The sequence below is a fragment of the Enterococcus sp. C53 genome, assembly GCF_040887425.1.
Taxonomy (GTDB): domain Bacteria; phylum Bacillota; class Bacilli; order Lactobacillales; family Enterococcaceae; genus Enterococcus_B; species Enterococcus_B hirae.
Genome location: NZ_JBFOFT010000014.1, coordinates 1 through 16,634 on the forward strand (window position 1 = coordinate 1; position 16,634 = coordinate 16,634).

Sequence of the window (16,634 nt, forward strand, 5' to 3'; positions counted from 1 at the left end):
TTTGAGATTGCCGTAGCAACTTTTATATCATATCAAAGTGACGTTTGTTTGTCAACTCTTTTTTAAAAGTTTTTTCGACTTCGTTTTTCAGAAGTGTTTCAGCAACTCATTTATCGTAACTCGTCATTTGTTATTTGTCAACAACTTTTTTGAAGTTTTTTTCGATAGGATCAAGCTTCGTAAGCTGTCGCTTTTTAACGACTTAGTTATCTTATCACCTTAAAAAGTAAATGTCAATGAATTTTTCTAAATAAATTTCACGATCTTTTTCTCTTTTTCAGCAACGTCAATTACTTTACCATTAAAAAAAAGAATGGTCAAGCTAAAAATTAATTTTAGCAGCACCTTACTTTATTTCTCTCTATTGGTCTAACCTACTTTAGTTGCCTATCTTCTTATTTAGACTCATCGGTACTTCAGACGATTACTGCAATGGCTAGCTATTTTCATGCTCAATCATCAAATATCTCTCATATCTTACTTTCGATACCGCACACCTTTATAAATAGCTAATGGCAAGATCACAAAAAGAAACAAGAGAAGAATATCGATCAGATATTGGTCGCTAAAAACATTTGTTAATGGCTGATTTGTAGTTAAAGAATAAAATGCGGGTAGCAAAATAATCGTGAAAAGATACGAGCCACTGATTTCCCAAAAATCTTTCCAAGAAAATTTTTTGTGTTTCATCGCTCCACCTCCTTGCTTTATATGAGAGAAATTCACTACTTGAATAGACATTTCTACGCTTCTATAATAGACAAAATCAGCTATTATAGCTAGGTTAACAATAATTATTTATTAAACAATGAAAAATAAGCTAATTTTCTATGAGTTATCCCCGTCTGATTTCTTCATACTAAAAAAGCAACGCAAAACAATTTTGTTTTACGTTGCTTTTGCTTGTTCTGGCTAAATTATTTTCTACAACGTTAATTATTCGCTGTATAAATCTCTAACTGGTGTCATGATGATGCGATTCAAGTCATTGATGATCGTGCTAAATTGTTGTTCTTTTTGCATCAAATCATTGATCACTTCTTCTGATTGAATTTTCATTGCCATTTCTTGCGCTTTCATTGCATCTTCATCGCTAAATTCTTGCCCGCTCATTTGTTTTTCTTGCAATTCGATTTGCATCGCTTGGAAATCTTTGAATAGACGATGTGCTTCTTCATTTGCTTTAACTTTTGCATAGGCTTCTTCTAAAGCTTTGAATTCTTGCAATTCGCGAATCTCGCGTTCGATTTGATTTGCGCTATCATAAATATTTGACATAGTTAGCCTCTTTTCTATAGATCGTTTAGTTTTATTGTACCATTTGTTTATCGTTTTTCATAGGATTACTGTCCTTGATATTTCCGCCAGAGATCTTTCGCAGCTTCACCTAAACCTCTTACGCCTTCTTTTACCATATCACCGATATTTTTCAGCCCATCTTTAGCTTGTTCCCCGTATTTATTCAGATTTTCTTTCCATTGTTCTGAGTTCTCATTGGTTTGCGTATTATTATTGACTTGATCAGCAGGGACTACTTTTCCGCCAGTCGCATATGCATCTGCTACTGGGAAAGGCTTTTGCTCGGTATAAGGAAGAATGCCTTCTGCGGCCGATTTGAAGACTTTACCAACCACATTCCCACTTGTTCCTGCTAAATAATGCAATTCACTAGACTCTTCATATCCCATCCAAGTTGAAATCACGACATTAGGTGTATAGCCAACAATCCATTGATCGTTAGCTTTGGTAGGATCAAAATTGGTTTCAGTCGTTCCTGTTTTCCCTGCGACTGTGTAACCAGCCGGTTTAGCTGCAACGGCCGTCCCATTAGAAAAAGTCCCAAGCAGCATTGAAGTCATTTGATTAGCTGTTTCTTCTGAAATGACTTGTTTAGGTTTTTCATTGGTCTTATCAACAATTACTGCACCCGTTGAATCCACGATTTTAGTAATCAGATGTGGTTTGTACATTTTACCAGCGTTAGCAAATGCACTGTAAGCTCCAGCCATCGTTAACGGCGAAACTCCCTTAGCTAAACCACCTAATGCTAAACCATAATACTTATCTGATTTCGATAGAGGCAATCCAAATTCTTCTGCTTTATCATAACCTTTTTGAAGACCGATTTCATGAAGCAACCATACAGCAGGAAGATTCAAACTTTCAGCAACCGCCTGATACATCGGTACTTCACCACGGTACGTTCCGTCGTAATTATGAGCTTTATAATAAGATAATGGTTCATCTTTCAAAATACTTGCTGGGGTGTATCCCGCTTCTAACGCTGGTGCATACACACTCAATGGTTTGATCGTTGAGCCAGGAGAACGTTTCATTTGTGTTGCAAAACTAAATCCTCGGAAAACATGTTCCCCACGTCGCCCTACCAGCGCCTCAACTCCACCAGTTTTAGGATCTAATGCGACTGATGCGGATTGAACCATCGCCCCATCCGCAGCATTTGCCGGAAATAGTGCATTGTTTTGATACGTTGTTTCTAATTGTTTTTGATAATTTTGATCAAGTGATGTATAGATTTTGTATCCTTTGTTCATCACATCTTCTTCATCTAAACCATAATCATTGACTGCTTCATCAATCACGGCATCAAAGTAATAAGGATAGCGATAGCCTGATTCCGAATTATCATACGTATCTTTCACGTATTGTTTGATATCCACTTTGCTTTCCGTTTGGTATTGTTGTTTAGTGATCTTGCCGTTTTCTTCCATGACACTCAATACGGTGTTTTTTCGATTGTTTGCATTTTCTGGATGATCGATCGGATTATAGATACCCGGACCTTTAAGCATCCCAGCTAACGTTGCCGCTTCTGCTAAATTAACCTGATTAGCATCTACCCCAAAGTATTTCCTTGAAGCATCTTGTACGCCCCATACCCCATTTCCAAAATAAGCATTGTTGAGATACATGGTCAAAATCTCTTCTTTGCTGTATTTCTTTTCAATTTCAATGGCTAAAAATAATTCTTTTGCTTTACGGTCAAAAGTTTGATCAAGTGTCAAATAAGCATTTTTAGCTAATTGTTGGGTAATTGTACTCCCACCTCCACCAGAAGTGCCACCTGAAAGGACCATCCGAACTGCTGCCCGAGCGATCCCTTTGATATCAAATCCATGATGCTGATAAAAATTGCGATCTTCAGTTGAGATAACCGCATTTTGGATATCTGGAGAGATTGCATTCAATTCCACATAAGTCCCTTTTTGAGCATAAAGGGTGCCTGCTTCTTCATTCTTTTTATCATAGATAACGGTAGACTGACTTAGCCCCGATTTTAATGTGGAGACATTTGCCTGTTTTGCTAAAATAAAAAGATAGATACTGACGATCAATACACAGATCAAGCCAATCAATAGGATCAGTTTATTGATATGATACTTTTTCCATATACGTTTTCGCCATCGATGGAATCGCCCTAAATAAGGTTTAATCCAATGCCAAAAACTGATCAAAGCAGCTTTTATTTTACTTAAAATGCTTTGAAAATCCATTTATTCTTCTCCTGTCTATTTGATTGAATCGCCTTATTCTACCACAGGTACGTTCTTCATTCTTCCTGCTTGAGATGTAGGCAAACTGTTTTTTTAAGTTTTGACGATAGTTTAGCATAAGAAGTATCAGAAATTAGTCACTTTTTTCTTAAATAAGTTTTAAAAATGGTACAATAGAGCTGCATTTTTGCTAAAAGGAGTATTTTTATGGAAATCACGATCACGTTACCTGACACTCAGCCAACAACCACCATTCGAGAATTATTAGAACAAGAATGGCTCGTTCCAAGAAAAGTCCGCCACTTTTTACGTATAAGAAAAAATGTGTGGATCAATCAAGAACCTGCCTTGTTTCATTTTGAAGTCCACGCTGGTGATCATATTACGTTACGTTTTGAAGAAACTGATTATCAATACCAAGAAGTCCAATTGGGTAAAGCTTCCTTTGTCCAACCATTATATGAAGACGATCATTTACTCATTGTCAATAAACCCGCCGGCATGAAAACTCATCCGAATGAACCAACCGAAAATGATACTTTATTGAATCACTTAGCTGCGTATTTAAAGAAAAAAGAGCAACGCCCTTATGTCGTGCATCGATTGGACAAAGAAACAAGTGGTGCAATTTTATTTGCTAAAAATCCCTTTGTTTTACCTATCCTAGGCAGAATGTTGGAACAAAAGAAGATTTATCGACGATACCAAGCACTTGTCTGGGGAACAATCAAAGAGGATTTGATTTTAAAAGATAAAATCGGTCGTGATCGGCACGATCGCAGAAAACGGGTGGTAGATCCTTATAAAGGTCAAACGGCTCTCACACATGTTTCTGTTGATCAAGTATTGAATGGTCAGACTCAGGTTTACTGTGTCTTGGAAACCGGACGTACCCATCAAATCAGGGTCCATCTCTCTCACATTGGTCATCCCATCGTCGGGGATCCACTTTACCAAACATGGCCTGCGAACCGTCTCATGCTCCATGCGTTAGAATTACACATGTCTCATCCTTTCACGCAAGAAACCATTGTAGCAAAAGCCCTCCCTGGTTTATGGTAAAGACACTATTGTGAGGAGCGATCCACTACTGATCACAATCAAAAAACGGCTAGGGATACACCTCTAGCCGTTTTTTATTACTATATATAGAATATATACACCTTATTGCTTACCATGTTCTTTTTCTGCTAAAAGCAAGCTGCCAATAATTCCACTCTCATTCGGCAGACCCCAGCGTACAATGTACTCATCTACTTGTGGCGTTTCCATGTACCCACCCATTAACTCAACGAATTGTTGTCGAATTTTATGCAACAAATGGTCTTGATTCATCACTCCGCCACCTAAAATGATTTTTTCAGGAGCTAACGTCAACGTATAATTGATCAATGCTTGAGCAATATAATAGGCTTGGATGTCCCATATTGGATGATCTTGAGGAAGTTCTTGGCCTTTGATTCCAGTTCGTGCCTCAATTGAAGGTCCAGCCGCTAACCCCTCCAAACAATCTTTGTGGTAAGGACATGTTCCTTCATAGGTATCCTCTGGATGACGTTTTACCCATATATGCCCCATTTCTGGGTGGGCAAGTCCAGAAAAAATATCTCCTTCAAGGACCACACCGGCACCGATCCCTGTACCGACAGTCAAATAAATACAACTCTTTTTCCCTTGTGCGGCTCCTTTTAGCAATTCGCCGTAAGCTGCTGCATTCACATCTGTCGTCCAAGCCATCGGAATCCCGTAACGTTCTTGGATGCTGCCTAAAAAATTGTAGTTTCCCCATCCAGGTTTAGGTGTTGCCAAAACATACCCATAATTATCGGCATTTTTATCAATACCGATCGGACCAAACGAACCGATCCCTAACGCCTCTAGTTCATATTGATCAAAAAAATCAAATACTTGCTTTAGTGTTTCTTCAGGTGTAGTTGTAGGAATACTTACTCTTTCTACGATAACGCCTTCATTTGAAACGGCACAGATGAATTTTGTTCCCCCTGCTTCTATTCCACCATACATTGCTTATTCCTCCTCGAATCCGATTGTCCGAATTTCATAAGGTCTAACGGTCGGAGCAATCGTTTGCTCAACTGTTTCTTCTAGCAGATTCAATAATTCCCCTTGTTTCCCATTTTTAGTGATTTGTAATGGTGAATCAAGACCGGACAGATTAAACCCACGCACCACTACTTTATCACTAAATTTACTTCGTTTCAAAGCAGTAATTGCAAACGTTTCCCCTTCGCAAGTTAAATAGCTGTTTTCAGCTGGCAAGGTTCCTGTTTGAATCGCCATTTGCGTGGTAGAAAAAGGAATCTGTGCGCTATAAGCATGATGGTAACTAGCAAATTTTTCTTCTGGCTGATGCACTTCGATACTGTAGTTAAAGCAATGTACCCCATGACATTGGGCTTCTGGTGTTGGAAAATATCCCCAATCTCCTAATTCCCCTACACAACGTAGTAAAGTCACCGCAATCACACTGTCATCGATCACTTCATATTCATTTAATCCATAATTGCCAACTGTTACGCCATAATCGTTTCCTTCTAAATGAACGAACGCCTGTTGATGCTGTGGATTTGTTGGATTTTCCCAACTACTTGATACATCATTGGGACGGGTAACCACTTCAAAAATACTATCAGCTTGATGTTGTTTCACATGTAACTTTGTTGGGAACAACACACGTAAGCGATGATCATCCATTTGATTATTCACTTTTGTTTCAAAGTCGATTTTTTTGCTGTCTTTTCTTAAAGTGATAACAGTTGTTACTTCTAACACACGCTTTTCTTTTGAACGACCTGCTTTACGGTGACGAAACTCAATGACCATCTGTTGTTCTTTTGCTAAACGTTCATCCGCAGCTACTGGGATCAATAATTCCTGGGTAACTTTTACTTGTGCTAATTCACTCGTATCAGTTACGACTTCTACGGTACTTTGATCAATTTCCTTTGATAAAATAGGTTGGTCATTTTCAGGCTGTTTGAAGATATATTCATTTCCAATATCCCCAACATCTTCGAATGTCAATAATTCATCTAGTTGTTTGCCCGTTGATTTGTCTTTCAACGTCAAGGTGCCATTCGATTTGATCTCTAGCCGAACTTGTTGATTTTCTAATACTCGTCCATCGTTTTGGATCATCGTCTCTTTTTCTTCTTTAGCTTTTCCTTCTATTAATACATACGTGTTCCAAGAAAAAGCTGGCATTTCGCTCACTGGTAAAGTGACCGTGATTTTTCTCGCCATGTAAGGAATCCTAAACCGATCTTTTGGCAGATCATAATCAAACGTCACAAATGTTTCTGATAGTGATGCAGGGACTTCTTCACCATTGGATGTTTCTACATGATAGCTTTTTGGTGGTTGCTTTTCTAATTCTTCATATAATTTCTCAGGTATTCCTTCTGCAAAACATTTTCTTTCTAACTCAATCGTTATTTCTGCTTCACCAGTCTTTGCTGATCCAGCCGTGTTCATAACTAAGAAAGGATAGCTTTTTGCTGGTAAGCTGCTAGTGTCGATCGCTTGGGCAAGTTGTTTGATCGCTTCTTCTGCTAAATACTTCCCTACTTCATCTGCTTTTTCAAAACGTGTCATCATTTCTCGATGGACAGAATCAACCGAACACCCGCAAATACTGTCATGTGGATGATTTTGCATCAACGTTTTCCACGCATAATCTAATTGATCATGGGGGTATTTACCAGTAACTTCATAAGCCATCGTTGCTAATGGCTCAGCAATATTTTCAATTTGTCTTTGAACTTTAGTATTCCATTGTTTTAAATAGACACGTGCTGAAGCAGTATTCGCTAACGTATACCAGCCATCTGTTTCCTGACTGGTCAACTCTCCCTCAACGGAACCAAGTTCTTCTGGCAAGTCCTTTTGCACCGCTGCAAGATAATCGACAAAATTGGAATGGATAAATTCATACTCTGGATATAATTCATTCGCTAATTTGATTGCTGCTGTTACATCCTTTTGAACCGGTTGATGATCCACTCCATTCATCATCAACAGATGATCGGTTGATGCGTATTGCTCTGCATCTGCCAGCTTTTGGTCCCAAAAGGCTCTTGCTTTCTCTTTTTCAGCCGGGATCTCATTTCCATTACTGTACCAATTGGCAAACAGTAACCCAAAGATTTCTGTGCTATCTGGTCCTTTCCACCACATTTCAGAATATTGAGAAGAATAATTTTCTGCTTCCAAGACTTGATTATCAAAGCCAATTGGTTTTACGCCTCGTCCAAAAGCAGCAGCTGAAAGTCCTGCTTGTTTCATCATTTGTGGTGTTTGCCCCATATTTCCAAAAGTATCCGGGAAATAACCGAGCATCACAGGCGTTCCCCACTTCTTACTTTCTTCCATTCCAATCAACATATTACGGACATTCGCTTCTGAACTGATCAAGAAATCATCTTGTAAAATATAAAAAGGACCGATCCTTAATTTACCCGCATCAATTGCTCGTTGCACCGCTTCTTTCTTTTCTGGACGTACTTGTAAATAATCATCTAAGATAATCGTTTGTCCATCTAAATGGAAACTATTGAAATCTGGATCGGTTTCAAATAATTCCAAAAGATCATCCATCAATTCGACTAAACGCATATGATGCTGTTCATAAGCCATGTACCATTCACGATCCCAATGACTGTGTGAAATGATATATACTTTCTTTTTCATTTTATTCCTCCTATTTCGCTACTCGAATATCAAAGTAATCCATCACTAATTCACAAAACATCATGTTCGCCCAAGAGAACCATTCTCTGGTGTAGTTGTTTGGATCATCGACATCAAACCCCTCGTGCATCAAATGTGTACCAGCATCTGTCGCAACTAATAAATCTAAAATCCGCTTTTTCTCTTCTTTATCTTCAGTGGTCATCCCTTCCATCGCTAATGCAATCGGCCAGATGTAATTTTCTGGAGTGTGAGATGATCCGATCCCTTTTGCATATTTCCCTTCATAGAAGTAAGGGTTCTCTTTACTTAGTAACGTTTTTCTCGTTGCCAAATATTGTTCATCTGTGGTAGAACAGTAACCTAAATACGGAGCAGCAATCAAATTAGGTACATTACTGTCATCCATAATAGAAGCGTTTCCTAATCCATCAACTTCATAAGCATAGATGGTTTCTCCTTGTTGGTTTTTAGTCAACGCATGGTCTTCGATTCCTTTTTGGATATCTTCTTTTAAACGTTTGGCTTCTTCAAGGATTGCTTTACTACTTGTTTCTTCCGTGAGAATGTTCGTAAAGATTTCTTCAATATAACCCAGCACTACTACAGCAAACATATTTGAAGGAACGAGGTAGCCATATTGACACGCATCATCGCTTGGACGAAAACCAGACCAAGTCATTCCAGTTGGTGCAACTGTACTTCCACGCCCGTCGTTGACTAAGGTATCTTCTTTCCTCGTCGTATCTCTTTCGAAAGTATAAGGAGATTGATTGTGATCTTGTTCGGTTTTGAAGACATGTAAGGCTTTTTTGATTCCTTCAACAAACGAATCATTCAATTGGTCCGTTCGACCAGTGTTCTTATATAATAAGTAAGCTAATTGGATAGGATAACATAAGGAATCGATTTCATATTTACGCTCCCAGATCCAATCATTCATTTCAGTATGGTCACTTTGATGCCCCGCTCCATTTGCTTCTTCATTGAATGCGTTTGCATACGGATCGATATTGATATATTCAAATTGTTTTTTGACAAGCCCACTAATCATCGAAGCTAAGTCTTCATCTTCTTTTGCAATGACTAAATATGGACGGACTTGAGCGGTGGAGTCACGCAACCACATCGCTGGAATATCACCAGTTAATAAGAAAGTCGTCCCGTCTTCATGTCTTTTGACTGTCGTTAACAATGTATTAGCAAAGGCAGCAGAGAAATTCGTTGCCCAATCTGCATGCTCTTCCCCACATTTTGCAGTAATTTCATCCATAAACTGTTGAACTGGCTTTGGTATATCTTTATATGCCATTTATTTTCCTCTTTTCTTTATTGATATATCATAAGAGGATTATACCTCGTCGCTTTGCAATTGTCTACGCTTTCAAAATGAGATTTTTCTTATTTACTTTTAGTGGTTTTATGCTATGATCTTTATATGATATATCTTATAAGAAGGTGCTTTTATGAATCAACCACTATACCAACAAATCTTTCATGACTTACAACAAGCAATTGCTGATGGATCGTTACCTGTTGACAGCCAGGTACCTACCGAAAAGGAATTGTCCGCCAAGTATCAAGTGAGTCGAATCACTTCTAAACGTGCATTAACTGAATTAGAACAATTAGGTCTGATTTATCGTGTCAGAGGAAAAGGCAGTTTTGTCAAAGCAACGACTAGTGATCTTAATAGAAACGATGTGATTAAAAATAGTCGCATCCTGTTCCTACTTCCCTTTTTATCTGACCTTTCTGTCGGAGATTTTACAAAAGGACTAAATCCAGTGATGCAAGAAAATCAGTTAGAAGTCATGATGACGACTGTTGATTTTCTTGCAAACAAAACGGCGAAGGAAATCATGCAAGAATTTGACGGAATGATTTATTATGCGTTTGCGACCGATCAACATCTGGATCTGCTCTTTGAATTATCATTGAAACAATTCCCAGTTGTTGTTTTAGATAAAAAAATCTATGAACTTCCTTTTCCAACTGTCCTTTCAGATAATTTCCAAGGTGGTTCTTTGGCTACGGCTCATTTGATTTCAAAAGGGCATAAAAAGATTGCCTATCTTTTTGGTGAACAGGCGCATCCACAATCTGTCCGACAACGATACTTGGGTTACCTGGAAGCTTTGGACAAAGCCAATTTGCCGTTTCATACAACTTTAGATGCAAAAGGCACTACGATTGAAACGTTACTGACCTACATCAATGAACATCAGGTCACTGCGTTTGTCTGCGAAAACGATCTGGTAGCTATTCAAACGATGAATCATTTAAAACAACAAGGCTATCGTATCCCAGATGATTTTTCGATCGTTGGATTCGATGATATCCAAGCAGCCGCTTTAGTTGATCCACCATTAACAACGATTGCTCAAGATTTCCACCAACTAGGGGAACTTGCAGGAAATGCTTTGATCACTTGGCTCAAAACAAATAACATTCCCGAAGATACGAGCCAACCAGTCTCATTTATTAAACGACACTCAACAAAGGAGATTTAACATGAACATTCAACATATTGATACTCGTCACGGTACAGCCAATCAAGCGAACTTCTCAAATGGGAACTGCCAGCCTTATACTGGTGTTCCTTTTGGGATGAATTACTTTGCCCCACAGACAACTGATCAAAAAGGTAGCTGGTGGTTCCATCCTGACGATCACACCTTCCAAGGCTACCGTTTGACTCATCAGCCAAGTCCATGGATGGGTGACTTCAGCTATTTTGTCTTCACTCCGATCAATGGGTTATTACCTGAAAATACCCTGTTCCATGCACAAAGTTCGTATCGTCCAGAAGAAAGCACATTCTGTCCAACTCATTTAACGATCAACCAATTACGTGATGGTATTCGCTCCACGTTGATCCCTAGCATGTACGGTGGTGTCCTAACCATTGATTACTACAAAAATGAGAGCGGTTTACTTTTGTCGTTTCCTGGTAAACATCAATTAGTTCTAAAAGATCCCTATACGATTGAAGGACAAGTCACTCATTTTGCAGGCGCCGAAGATCCTGATTTTACGTTCTATTTTGTCTTACATTTTGAACAGCCAATCCAATCAAAGGAATTGTCACAGTTAGCAGCCGATGACGCTGGGTCGATTCCGATTTATTTTGGCGACGTAAAAAAACAAGTCATTCGTTTCGGTACTTCCTTCATCAGTTCTGAACAAGCTTTATTTAATCTAGAACAAGAGTTACATCAAACACCTGATGACTATTTGCTGAATAGTTCACAACAATGGCAAAACTATTTTGACCGAATCAAAGTCGAGCATCATGATCCGCAACAGTTACGGACGTTTTACCACAATCTCTACCGTGTATTTTTATTCCCACAAACGTTCTATGAAATCGACTCGACCGGACAAAAAATCCATTATGATACCACTAGTCGAAGTGTAAAACCAGGTGTACTTTATACCAATAATGGTTTTTGGGATACTTATAAAACAGTGTATCCACTTTACTCTTTGATTGCTGTCGAAAAATATGAAGAGATGCTTGAAGGCTTTTTGAACAGCTATCGTGAAACTGGCTTTTTACCAAAATGGCTTTCGCCAGATGAGCGTGGACTCATGCCAGGAACATTGATTGATGCAGTGATCGCTGATGCCTCGGTTAAGGGAATCCGTAAAGATTTAATGGCTGAATTTCTCAAAGCAATGAAAAAAGGTGCTACGATCCAAAGTGAAAAACAAAATTACGGACGTCAAGGAACGACTGATTATCTAAAATATGGTTATGTACCAAATACTTACCACGAATCAATCAACCACACCCTTGATTACGCTTATAGTGACTTTTGTATCAGCCAAGTAGCCACCGGTTTGAATGAAGCAGCAACCGCACAACACTATCAAAAGCAATCTTTCAATTATCAAAATGTCTTTGATCCGGAAACTGGCTTCATGCGTTCCAAAGATCCCGAAGGAAGATTCCGTACTCCGTTTTCTTCCACACGTTGGGGTCAGGATTATGCAGAAGGTAGCGCTTGGCAAAGTAGTTTTGCTGTTTACCATGATTTTGCTGGTTTGATCAATGCTCACGGTGGACCAGATCAATTTGAAGAAAAACTGATTGAATTATGTAACCAAGCACCGACTTTTGAAGTTGGCGGTTATGGTTTTGAGATCCATGAAATGAGTGAAATGGCAGCGATCGAGTTTGGACAAGTTGCCATCTCCAATCAACCAAGCTTCCACTATCCTTATTTATTCAGTTATATTGGTAAACCCGAAATGGCACAACCATTGATCAAACAATTGCTGACACAAACATTTGATGATACCCCGACCGGTTATCCAGGAGATGAAGACAATGGGAGCATGGCAGGTTGGTATATCTTTAATAGTTTAGGCTTTTATCCTGTCACGCCAGGAACAAGTGAATATGTCATCGGGATGCCTTTAATCGACAAAGCTGTGCTTACGTTGTCTAATGGTGAACATTTAACAATCGAAACAAGCCCTAATCACCCACAACAACAATTTATCCATGAGATCACAAGAAATGAAACTAGCTATCGCAAACTCTTCTTTACACATGAAGACTTGTTGACTGGTGGCACGATTGCTTATCAGTTGGGGATTGTTCCTAATCCTACAAAACACGACGCTGAAGACTTCCCTTTTTCTTTGACCAAATAAACAAGCTGACTTATTTGGTTATTCTATAAGACAAAACACCTTCTTTGAATTTCTTAGTCTCAAAGAAGGTGTTTTGATAGATTTAGAATGAATTTTTCGATAAGATTATTTTTTATTTTTTTCTTTTGGCTATTTCCTTTTTTTACTAGTTGTTCAGTAACTTTGGCTAGTGTATCAGTGACCTCTGTTTTGACTTTAGTACCTGTTTCTTTCATGCTTGTATTTATTTTTATTGATGACTTCAATTGTTTTATTTTCAAAGAAGAGAACTTGTTGCCGATTACTTCTGTCTTTTCATTCGTAAATTCTACTGTCTTTTTTAACGCTCGTTTACTCACATTCGTTATCCTATTTTTTTCTTTTTTACAATATGCACATAGTTTTTTAGGTTCAGATATTTCTCGTCCACAATTTGTACATTTATACATTGCTTTCCCCCCATTAGTCCGTTACATATCCACTTAAAATATACTCAGGATCCGCTTCGATCATATCAGAGATAGTATGAATCAACGTATGAATATCATCAATTGCTTCTGTTATTGGATTGGTTGATTTTTGAAAATACTCATCTAATTTTAACGCCATTTCTCTAGTCAAAATGCTTTCCAAATCTTTTTTATGGAGATTTAAGCTATAGTTCAAAGCAACATATTCATCTAAATCTGAAAGGCAATTTACTTGGATATTAAAACTCTCATTTATAAATAAAATATTTTGCAAAATATCATTTGCTGACTTTTCTTTATCACCAAATTTCATACGGTTTTTTCGGTAACTGATTACCTTTCCTTCTAACTGTTTTAACAATTGATATTTCACAGTAGTGATATCATTTAGCACATTAACTAATAACTGTTTTTTTATTTGAGGATCTTTTATTAACACTGATTGTTCATATTTCTCTTTAGCAGAAACTACACCTGCGTAACGATCATTTTCAAAATTTTTGATTACTTCGTCTATTTTCAAATTAAGATCATCTAATTTGTCTTCGATTTTTTTAAGTTCTAACATGACTCCTACTACTATTGCCGCAGGACCTAAAGCTGAACAAACGCTTGTTCCATTTTTTAATGTCAAATTTTTAACAAATTCGCCACTTTTTTTATCAGCAATCTGTGCATATACTCCATCTTTCCCAGAGACAAAACGATACGTTCCATTTTTTAGTCCCTTTAATATTTCCGGTGGAATATCTAATACGTATTCTCCTTTATTTATAATTTCCATGACGGTACCACTCGTCACTATTGCCCCATTTAAATGTTTAACAATCTTTTCTGAAAAATGTAATTCCTTCACTTTTTCTACCAATTGGTTTTTTGGAACTCTGATACCCGCTTGCATTATCTCCATATTACGCCCCTCCATTATATTCAAAAACATTATACCGCTTAATGAAAAATAAATACTATCAATATTACTAAATAATGCTACTAAGAAGCAAAAAAATACCTACACTGATCTATATCCACAAAAAATTTCGTTTTTTATATTAAAAAAGCCTGAACTTTTAATCTCCTTCGAAAAAAGGAATTAAAAATTCAAGCTTTTTTTATTTGACATGATTTGTCTCACTATCAAAGGAGCAGACTCAGCCAAAAAATCAGCCGTTTCACTAGCCTAAGAATTCAAACACATCTGCTCGATCATATAGTTTCAATACTTTCTCACATAAAAACTGAGTGAACAATGCTGCCGCAACTGGGACGACTAACCAGCTCAAAACAACAAGAGCCGGATTTAGACCTGCATCTAAAGAAGCTAAAGGACCAACTAAACCAACGATCCCAAAACCAGCCGAGGCAGGGGTTCCTGAAATAGACAACAAAGCAACTGGAATAGCTGTAATCACTGCACTGATCAGACAAGGAACGAGAATAACCGGTCTGCGAAACAGATTAGGCATCATCATCTTCATCGCTCCTAACGTAATGGCGATCGTCACTCCTGATTTATTGACTTTCCACGAGTTCACGATCAAAACGAAAGTCGTTGCTGCGACACCCATTGCTGCCGCTCCTGCTGAAACACCATCTAGTTGGATCGCCACTCCGATTGCTACGGTGGAAATCGGTGAAATGATCAAGAAGGCAAAAGAACAGCCAATCAAGATCGACATCAGTAAAGGTTGTAGTGTCGTGAAGTTATTGATGACCGTCCCGATAGCTGAGGTAATATCTGCCACATAAGGATAGAGATAAAACCCGATCACCCCTGCGCCGACACCAACAACGATCGGAGTCAACACAATCGCTACCGAACCAAACCGTTCACCAATCAGATAAATCAACCCAACTGCGATAGAAGCAGTGATCATCGTATTGATGATATCGCCTGTGCCAGCACCAACATACACACCTGTTTCACCAAGCTCAGGATTAAACTTCACCACCCCTGACCCGACAAATGCGGCACCAGCCACCACCATCATCTTCATCGGTGCAAAACCAAATTGCAAAGCTATCAATCCACCGATAATCAACGGTGTCGCTAATTGGAAGATGACCGCCATTTGAGCAACAGCCATCGCAAAAGAAGAACCACTAAAGTATCTTAAAATCGCCCCTAATACTGCGTTAGGAATCAATCCGATGATAATCCCCGTTGCTGTACCAGCTAGTACTTTGTTCAGAAAAATCTTTGGTGACATGCTTTGTGTCTGTTCCATCAATTATCTCCCTTTATTTTACCTGCAAGCTATCTTCTTTCGCATGGATCAATTCTGTTAAGAAGTCACAATAAGGTGTTGCAATACCATATTTCTTCCCTTTTCTTGAAACCGCACCGTTGATGTAGTCGATTTCCGTCAAGCGGTGATTCTTGATCAAATCTTGATACATGGATGGATAATGTAATCCGATCGTTTCTGGATCGAAACAAGATTCACAATGAGCGATCACTTCTGGGATATCTAAGTGGATATTTTCAGCTTCTGCCACTGCCGCAAATTCACGAACAATCGTTTCCACCATCTTATGCGCAGTCGAAGTTTGACCTAACCCTGCCATGTTCACATCCAAAATCGTGCATAACCCATTCATCGTGCCATTCACACAAGCTTTACGGTAAATGGAATAATGGATGTTATCAGAGAATTTCGCATGTAAGCCTGATTCTGATAATTTTTCAGCTAGTGCTTTCGCTTGTTCTTCTTTGCCTTCTCCAAGATTTTGCAGCTCAATTGAACCACTTCCAAACAGTTTGACTTTTCCAGGTCCTTCTAAGCCCGCCGTCCACATGGTGTTACCAATATAAATGTTTGCCATTGGAACAAATTTTTCAATGATATCTTCATGTCCGATACCATTCAATAAGCATAATACTTCCGTTTCTTCTTTGATCAATGGACGGATATCTGTTAGCATTTTTTCTAATTGCATCGCTTTAGTAAATAAAATGATCAAATCTACCTGATCTTCTTCGCCTACTTCTGATTGAAGAACGACTGGTAACTTCTCAACTACTTCTTCGCCATTAAAATCTGCTTTTAACCCATGCTCTTTGATTTGTTGAACATGATCTGCCCAACCGTCGATCAATAGTACTTCGTTTCCACCTTGATGTAACATCAGACCGAAACGACTTCCCATCGCTCCAGCTCCTGCAATTGCAATTTTCATGTTTTATTCCTCCCTTTTGCCTTACATTATACCTATCTAAGATTTATTACACAATTTTATTCTATAGGTTGCTCTTCTTTTTCCACCACTTTACGTGAAATCAGCTTGCCTAAGAGAA

Annotated in this window: 13 protein-coding genes; 3 read left to right on the forward strand and 10 right to left on the reverse strand. The window is 38.4% G+C overall.

The window, feature by feature from the left end:
* Positions 1-477: 477 nt before the first annotated feature.
* From AB3I42_RS13325 to AB3I42_RS13335, 3 genes are all read right to left on the reverse strand, one after another.
* Positions 478-690 (reverse strand): hypothetical protein, encoded by a 213-nt coding sequence (locus AB3I42_RS13325; RefSeq protein ID WP_010720912.1) that lies wholly within the window; start codon positions 688-690, stop codon positions 478-480.
* 246 nt (positions 691-936) lie between these two features.
* Positions 937-1,278, reverse strand: a complete 342-nt coding sequence (locus tag AB3I42_RS13330; protein WP_010720913.1) for a YlbF family regulator — start codon at positions 1,276-1,278, stop codon at positions 937-939.
* Between the two features lie 65 nt (positions 1,279-1,343).
* Positions 1,344-3,515 (reverse strand): PBP1A family penicillin-binding protein, encoded by a 2,172-nt coding sequence (locus AB3I42_RS13335; protein ID WP_081123626.1) that lies wholly within the window; start codon positions 3,513-3,515, stop codon positions 1,344-1,346.
* Between the two features lie 207 nt (positions 3,516-3,722).
* On the opposite strand from AB3I42_RS13335, the gene AB3I42_RS13340 reads away from it, so the two are divergent.
* Positions 3,723-4,577 carry an RluA family pseudouridine synthase gene (locus AB3I42_RS13340; RefSeq protein ID WP_181914308.1) on the forward strand — a complete coding sequence of 285 codons (855 nt, stop codon included), beginning with the start codon at positions 3,723-3,725 and terminating at the stop codon, positions 4,575-4,577.
* 102 nt (positions 4,578-4,679) lie between these two features.
* Here the strand turns inward: AB3I42_RS13340 and AB3I42_RS13345 are convergent, their stop codons facing one another.
* The 3 genes from AB3I42_RS13345 to AB3I42_RS13355 are packed head-to-tail and all read right to left on the reverse strand — an operon-like array spanning position 4,680 to position 9,537.
* Positions 4,680-5,540 carry an ROK family protein gene (locus AB3I42_RS13345; protein ID WP_034700407.1) on the reverse strand — a complete coding sequence of 287 codons (861 nt, stop codon included), beginning with the start codon at positions 5,538-5,540 and terminating at the stop codon, positions 4,680-4,682.
* Between the two features lie 3 nt (positions 5,541-5,543).
* The gene (locus AB3I42_RS13350; protein WP_010737059.1) at positions 5,544-8,225 is read right to left on the reverse strand and encodes an alpha-mannosidase; all 2,682 of its coding nucleotides are present in this window, start codon (positions 8,223-8,225) and stop codon (positions 5,544-5,546) included.
* A gap of 10 nt (positions 8,226-8,235) precedes the next feature.
* The gene (locus AB3I42_RS13355) at positions 8,236-9,537 is read right to left on the reverse strand and encodes a glycoside hydrolase family 125 protein (protein ID WP_306690493.1); all 1,302 of its coding nucleotides are present in this window, start codon (positions 9,535-9,537) and stop codon (positions 8,236-8,238) included.
* 154 nt (positions 9,538-9,691) lie between these two features.
* On the opposite strand from AB3I42_RS13355, the gene AB3I42_RS13360 reads away from it, so the two are divergent.
* Positions 9,692-10,738: a substrate-binding domain-containing protein gene (locus tag AB3I42_RS13360; RefSeq protein WP_010737057.1), complete on the forward strand. Its 1,047-nt coding sequence runs from the start codon at positions 9,692-9,694 to the stop codon at positions 10,736-10,738.
* Positions 10,686-12,890, forward strand: coding sequence for a GH92 family glycosyl hydrolase (locus AB3I42_RS13365; RefSeq protein ID WP_131773359.1), 2,205 nt, complete (start codon positions 10,686-10,688; stop codon positions 12,888-12,890). The genes AB3I42_RS13360 and AB3I42_RS13365 overlap by 53 nt, the downstream gene beginning before the upstream one ends.
* 59 nt (positions 12,891-12,949) lie before the next feature.
* On the opposite strand, the gene AB3I42_RS13370 is transcribed toward AB3I42_RS13365, so the two are convergent.
* The 4 genes from AB3I42_RS13370 to AB3I42_RS13385 all read right to left on the reverse strand — a co-directional run bounded on the left by AB3I42_RS13370 (position 12,950) and on the right by AB3I42_RS13385 (position 16,516).
* On the reverse strand, positions 12,950-13,318 hold the full coding sequence (locus tag AB3I42_RS13370) for a hypothetical protein (RefSeq protein ID WP_088771508.1): 369 nt from the start codon (positions 13,316-13,318) through the stop codon (positions 12,950-12,952).
* 13 nt (positions 13,319-13,331) lie between these two features.
* Complete coding sequence (locus AB3I42_RS13375) at positions 13,332-14,249, reverse strand: hypothetical protein (RefSeq protein WP_010737054.1); 918 nt, start codon at positions 14,247-14,249, stop codon at positions 13,332-13,334.
* A 262-nt stretch (positions 14,250-14,511) separates the two neighbouring features.
* On the reverse strand, positions 14,512-15,564 hold the full coding sequence (locus AB3I42_RS13380) for a PTS sugar transporter subunit IIC (protein WP_368022555.1): 1,053 nt from the start codon (positions 15,562-15,564) through the stop codon (positions 14,512-14,514).
* A gap of 13 nt (positions 15,565-15,577) precedes the next feature.
* Positions 15,578-16,516 carry a 2-dehydropantoate 2-reductase gene (locus AB3I42_RS13385; RefSeq protein ID WP_010720928.1) on the reverse strand — a complete coding sequence of 313 codons (939 nt, stop codon included), beginning with the start codon at positions 16,514-16,516 and terminating at the stop codon, positions 15,578-15,580.
* Positions 16,517-16,634 lie beyond the last annotated feature (118 nt).

Bases quoted from the DNA above. Each gene is read 5' to 3' on its own strand.
- AB3I42_RS13325 (WP_010720912.1), bottom strand. From the start codon at position 690: ATGAAACACAAAAAATTTTCTTGGAAAGATTTTTGGGAAATCAGTGGC.
- AB3I42_RS13330 (WP_010720913.1), bottom strand. From the start codon at position 1,278: ATGTCAAATATTTATGATAGCGCAAATCAAATCGAACGCGAGATTCGC.
- AB3I42_RS13335 (WP_081123626.1), bottom strand. From the start codon at position 3,515: ATGGATTTTCAAAGCATTTTAAGTAAAATAAAAGCTGCTTTGATCAGT.
- AB3I42_RS13340 (WP_181914308.1), top strand. From the start codon at position 3,723: ATGGAAATCACGATCACGTTACCTGACACTCAGCCAACAACCACCATT.
- AB3I42_RS13345 (WP_034700407.1), bottom strand. From the start codon at position 5,540: ATGTATGGTGGAATAGAAGCAGGGGGAACAAAATTCATCTGTGCCGTT.
- AB3I42_RS13350 (WP_010737059.1), bottom strand. From the start codon at position 8,225: ATGAAAAAGAAAGTATATATCATTTCACACAGTCATTGGGATCGTGAA.
- AB3I42_RS13355 (WP_306690493.1), bottom strand. From the start codon at position 9,537: ATGGCATATAAAGATATACCAAAGCCAGTTCAACAGTTTATGGATGAA.
- AB3I42_RS13360 (WP_010737057.1), top strand. From the start codon at position 9,692: ATGAATCAACCACTATACCAACAAATCTTTCATGACTTACAACAAGCA.
- AB3I42_RS13370 (WP_088771508.1), bottom strand. From the start codon at position 13,318: ATGTATAAATGTACAAATTGTGGACGAGAAATATCTGAACCTAAAAAA.
- AB3I42_RS13375 (WP_010737054.1), bottom strand. From the start codon at position 14,249: ATGGAGATAATGCAAGCGGGTATCAGAGTTCCAAAAAACCAATTGGTA.
- AB3I42_RS13380 (WP_368022555.1), bottom strand. From the start codon at position 15,564: ATGGAACAGACACAAAGCATGTCACCAAAGATTTTTCTGAACAAAGTA.
- AB3I42_RS13385 (WP_010720928.1), bottom strand. From the start codon at position 16,516: ATGAAAATTGCAATTGCAGGAGCTGGAGCGATGGGAAGTCGTTTCGGT.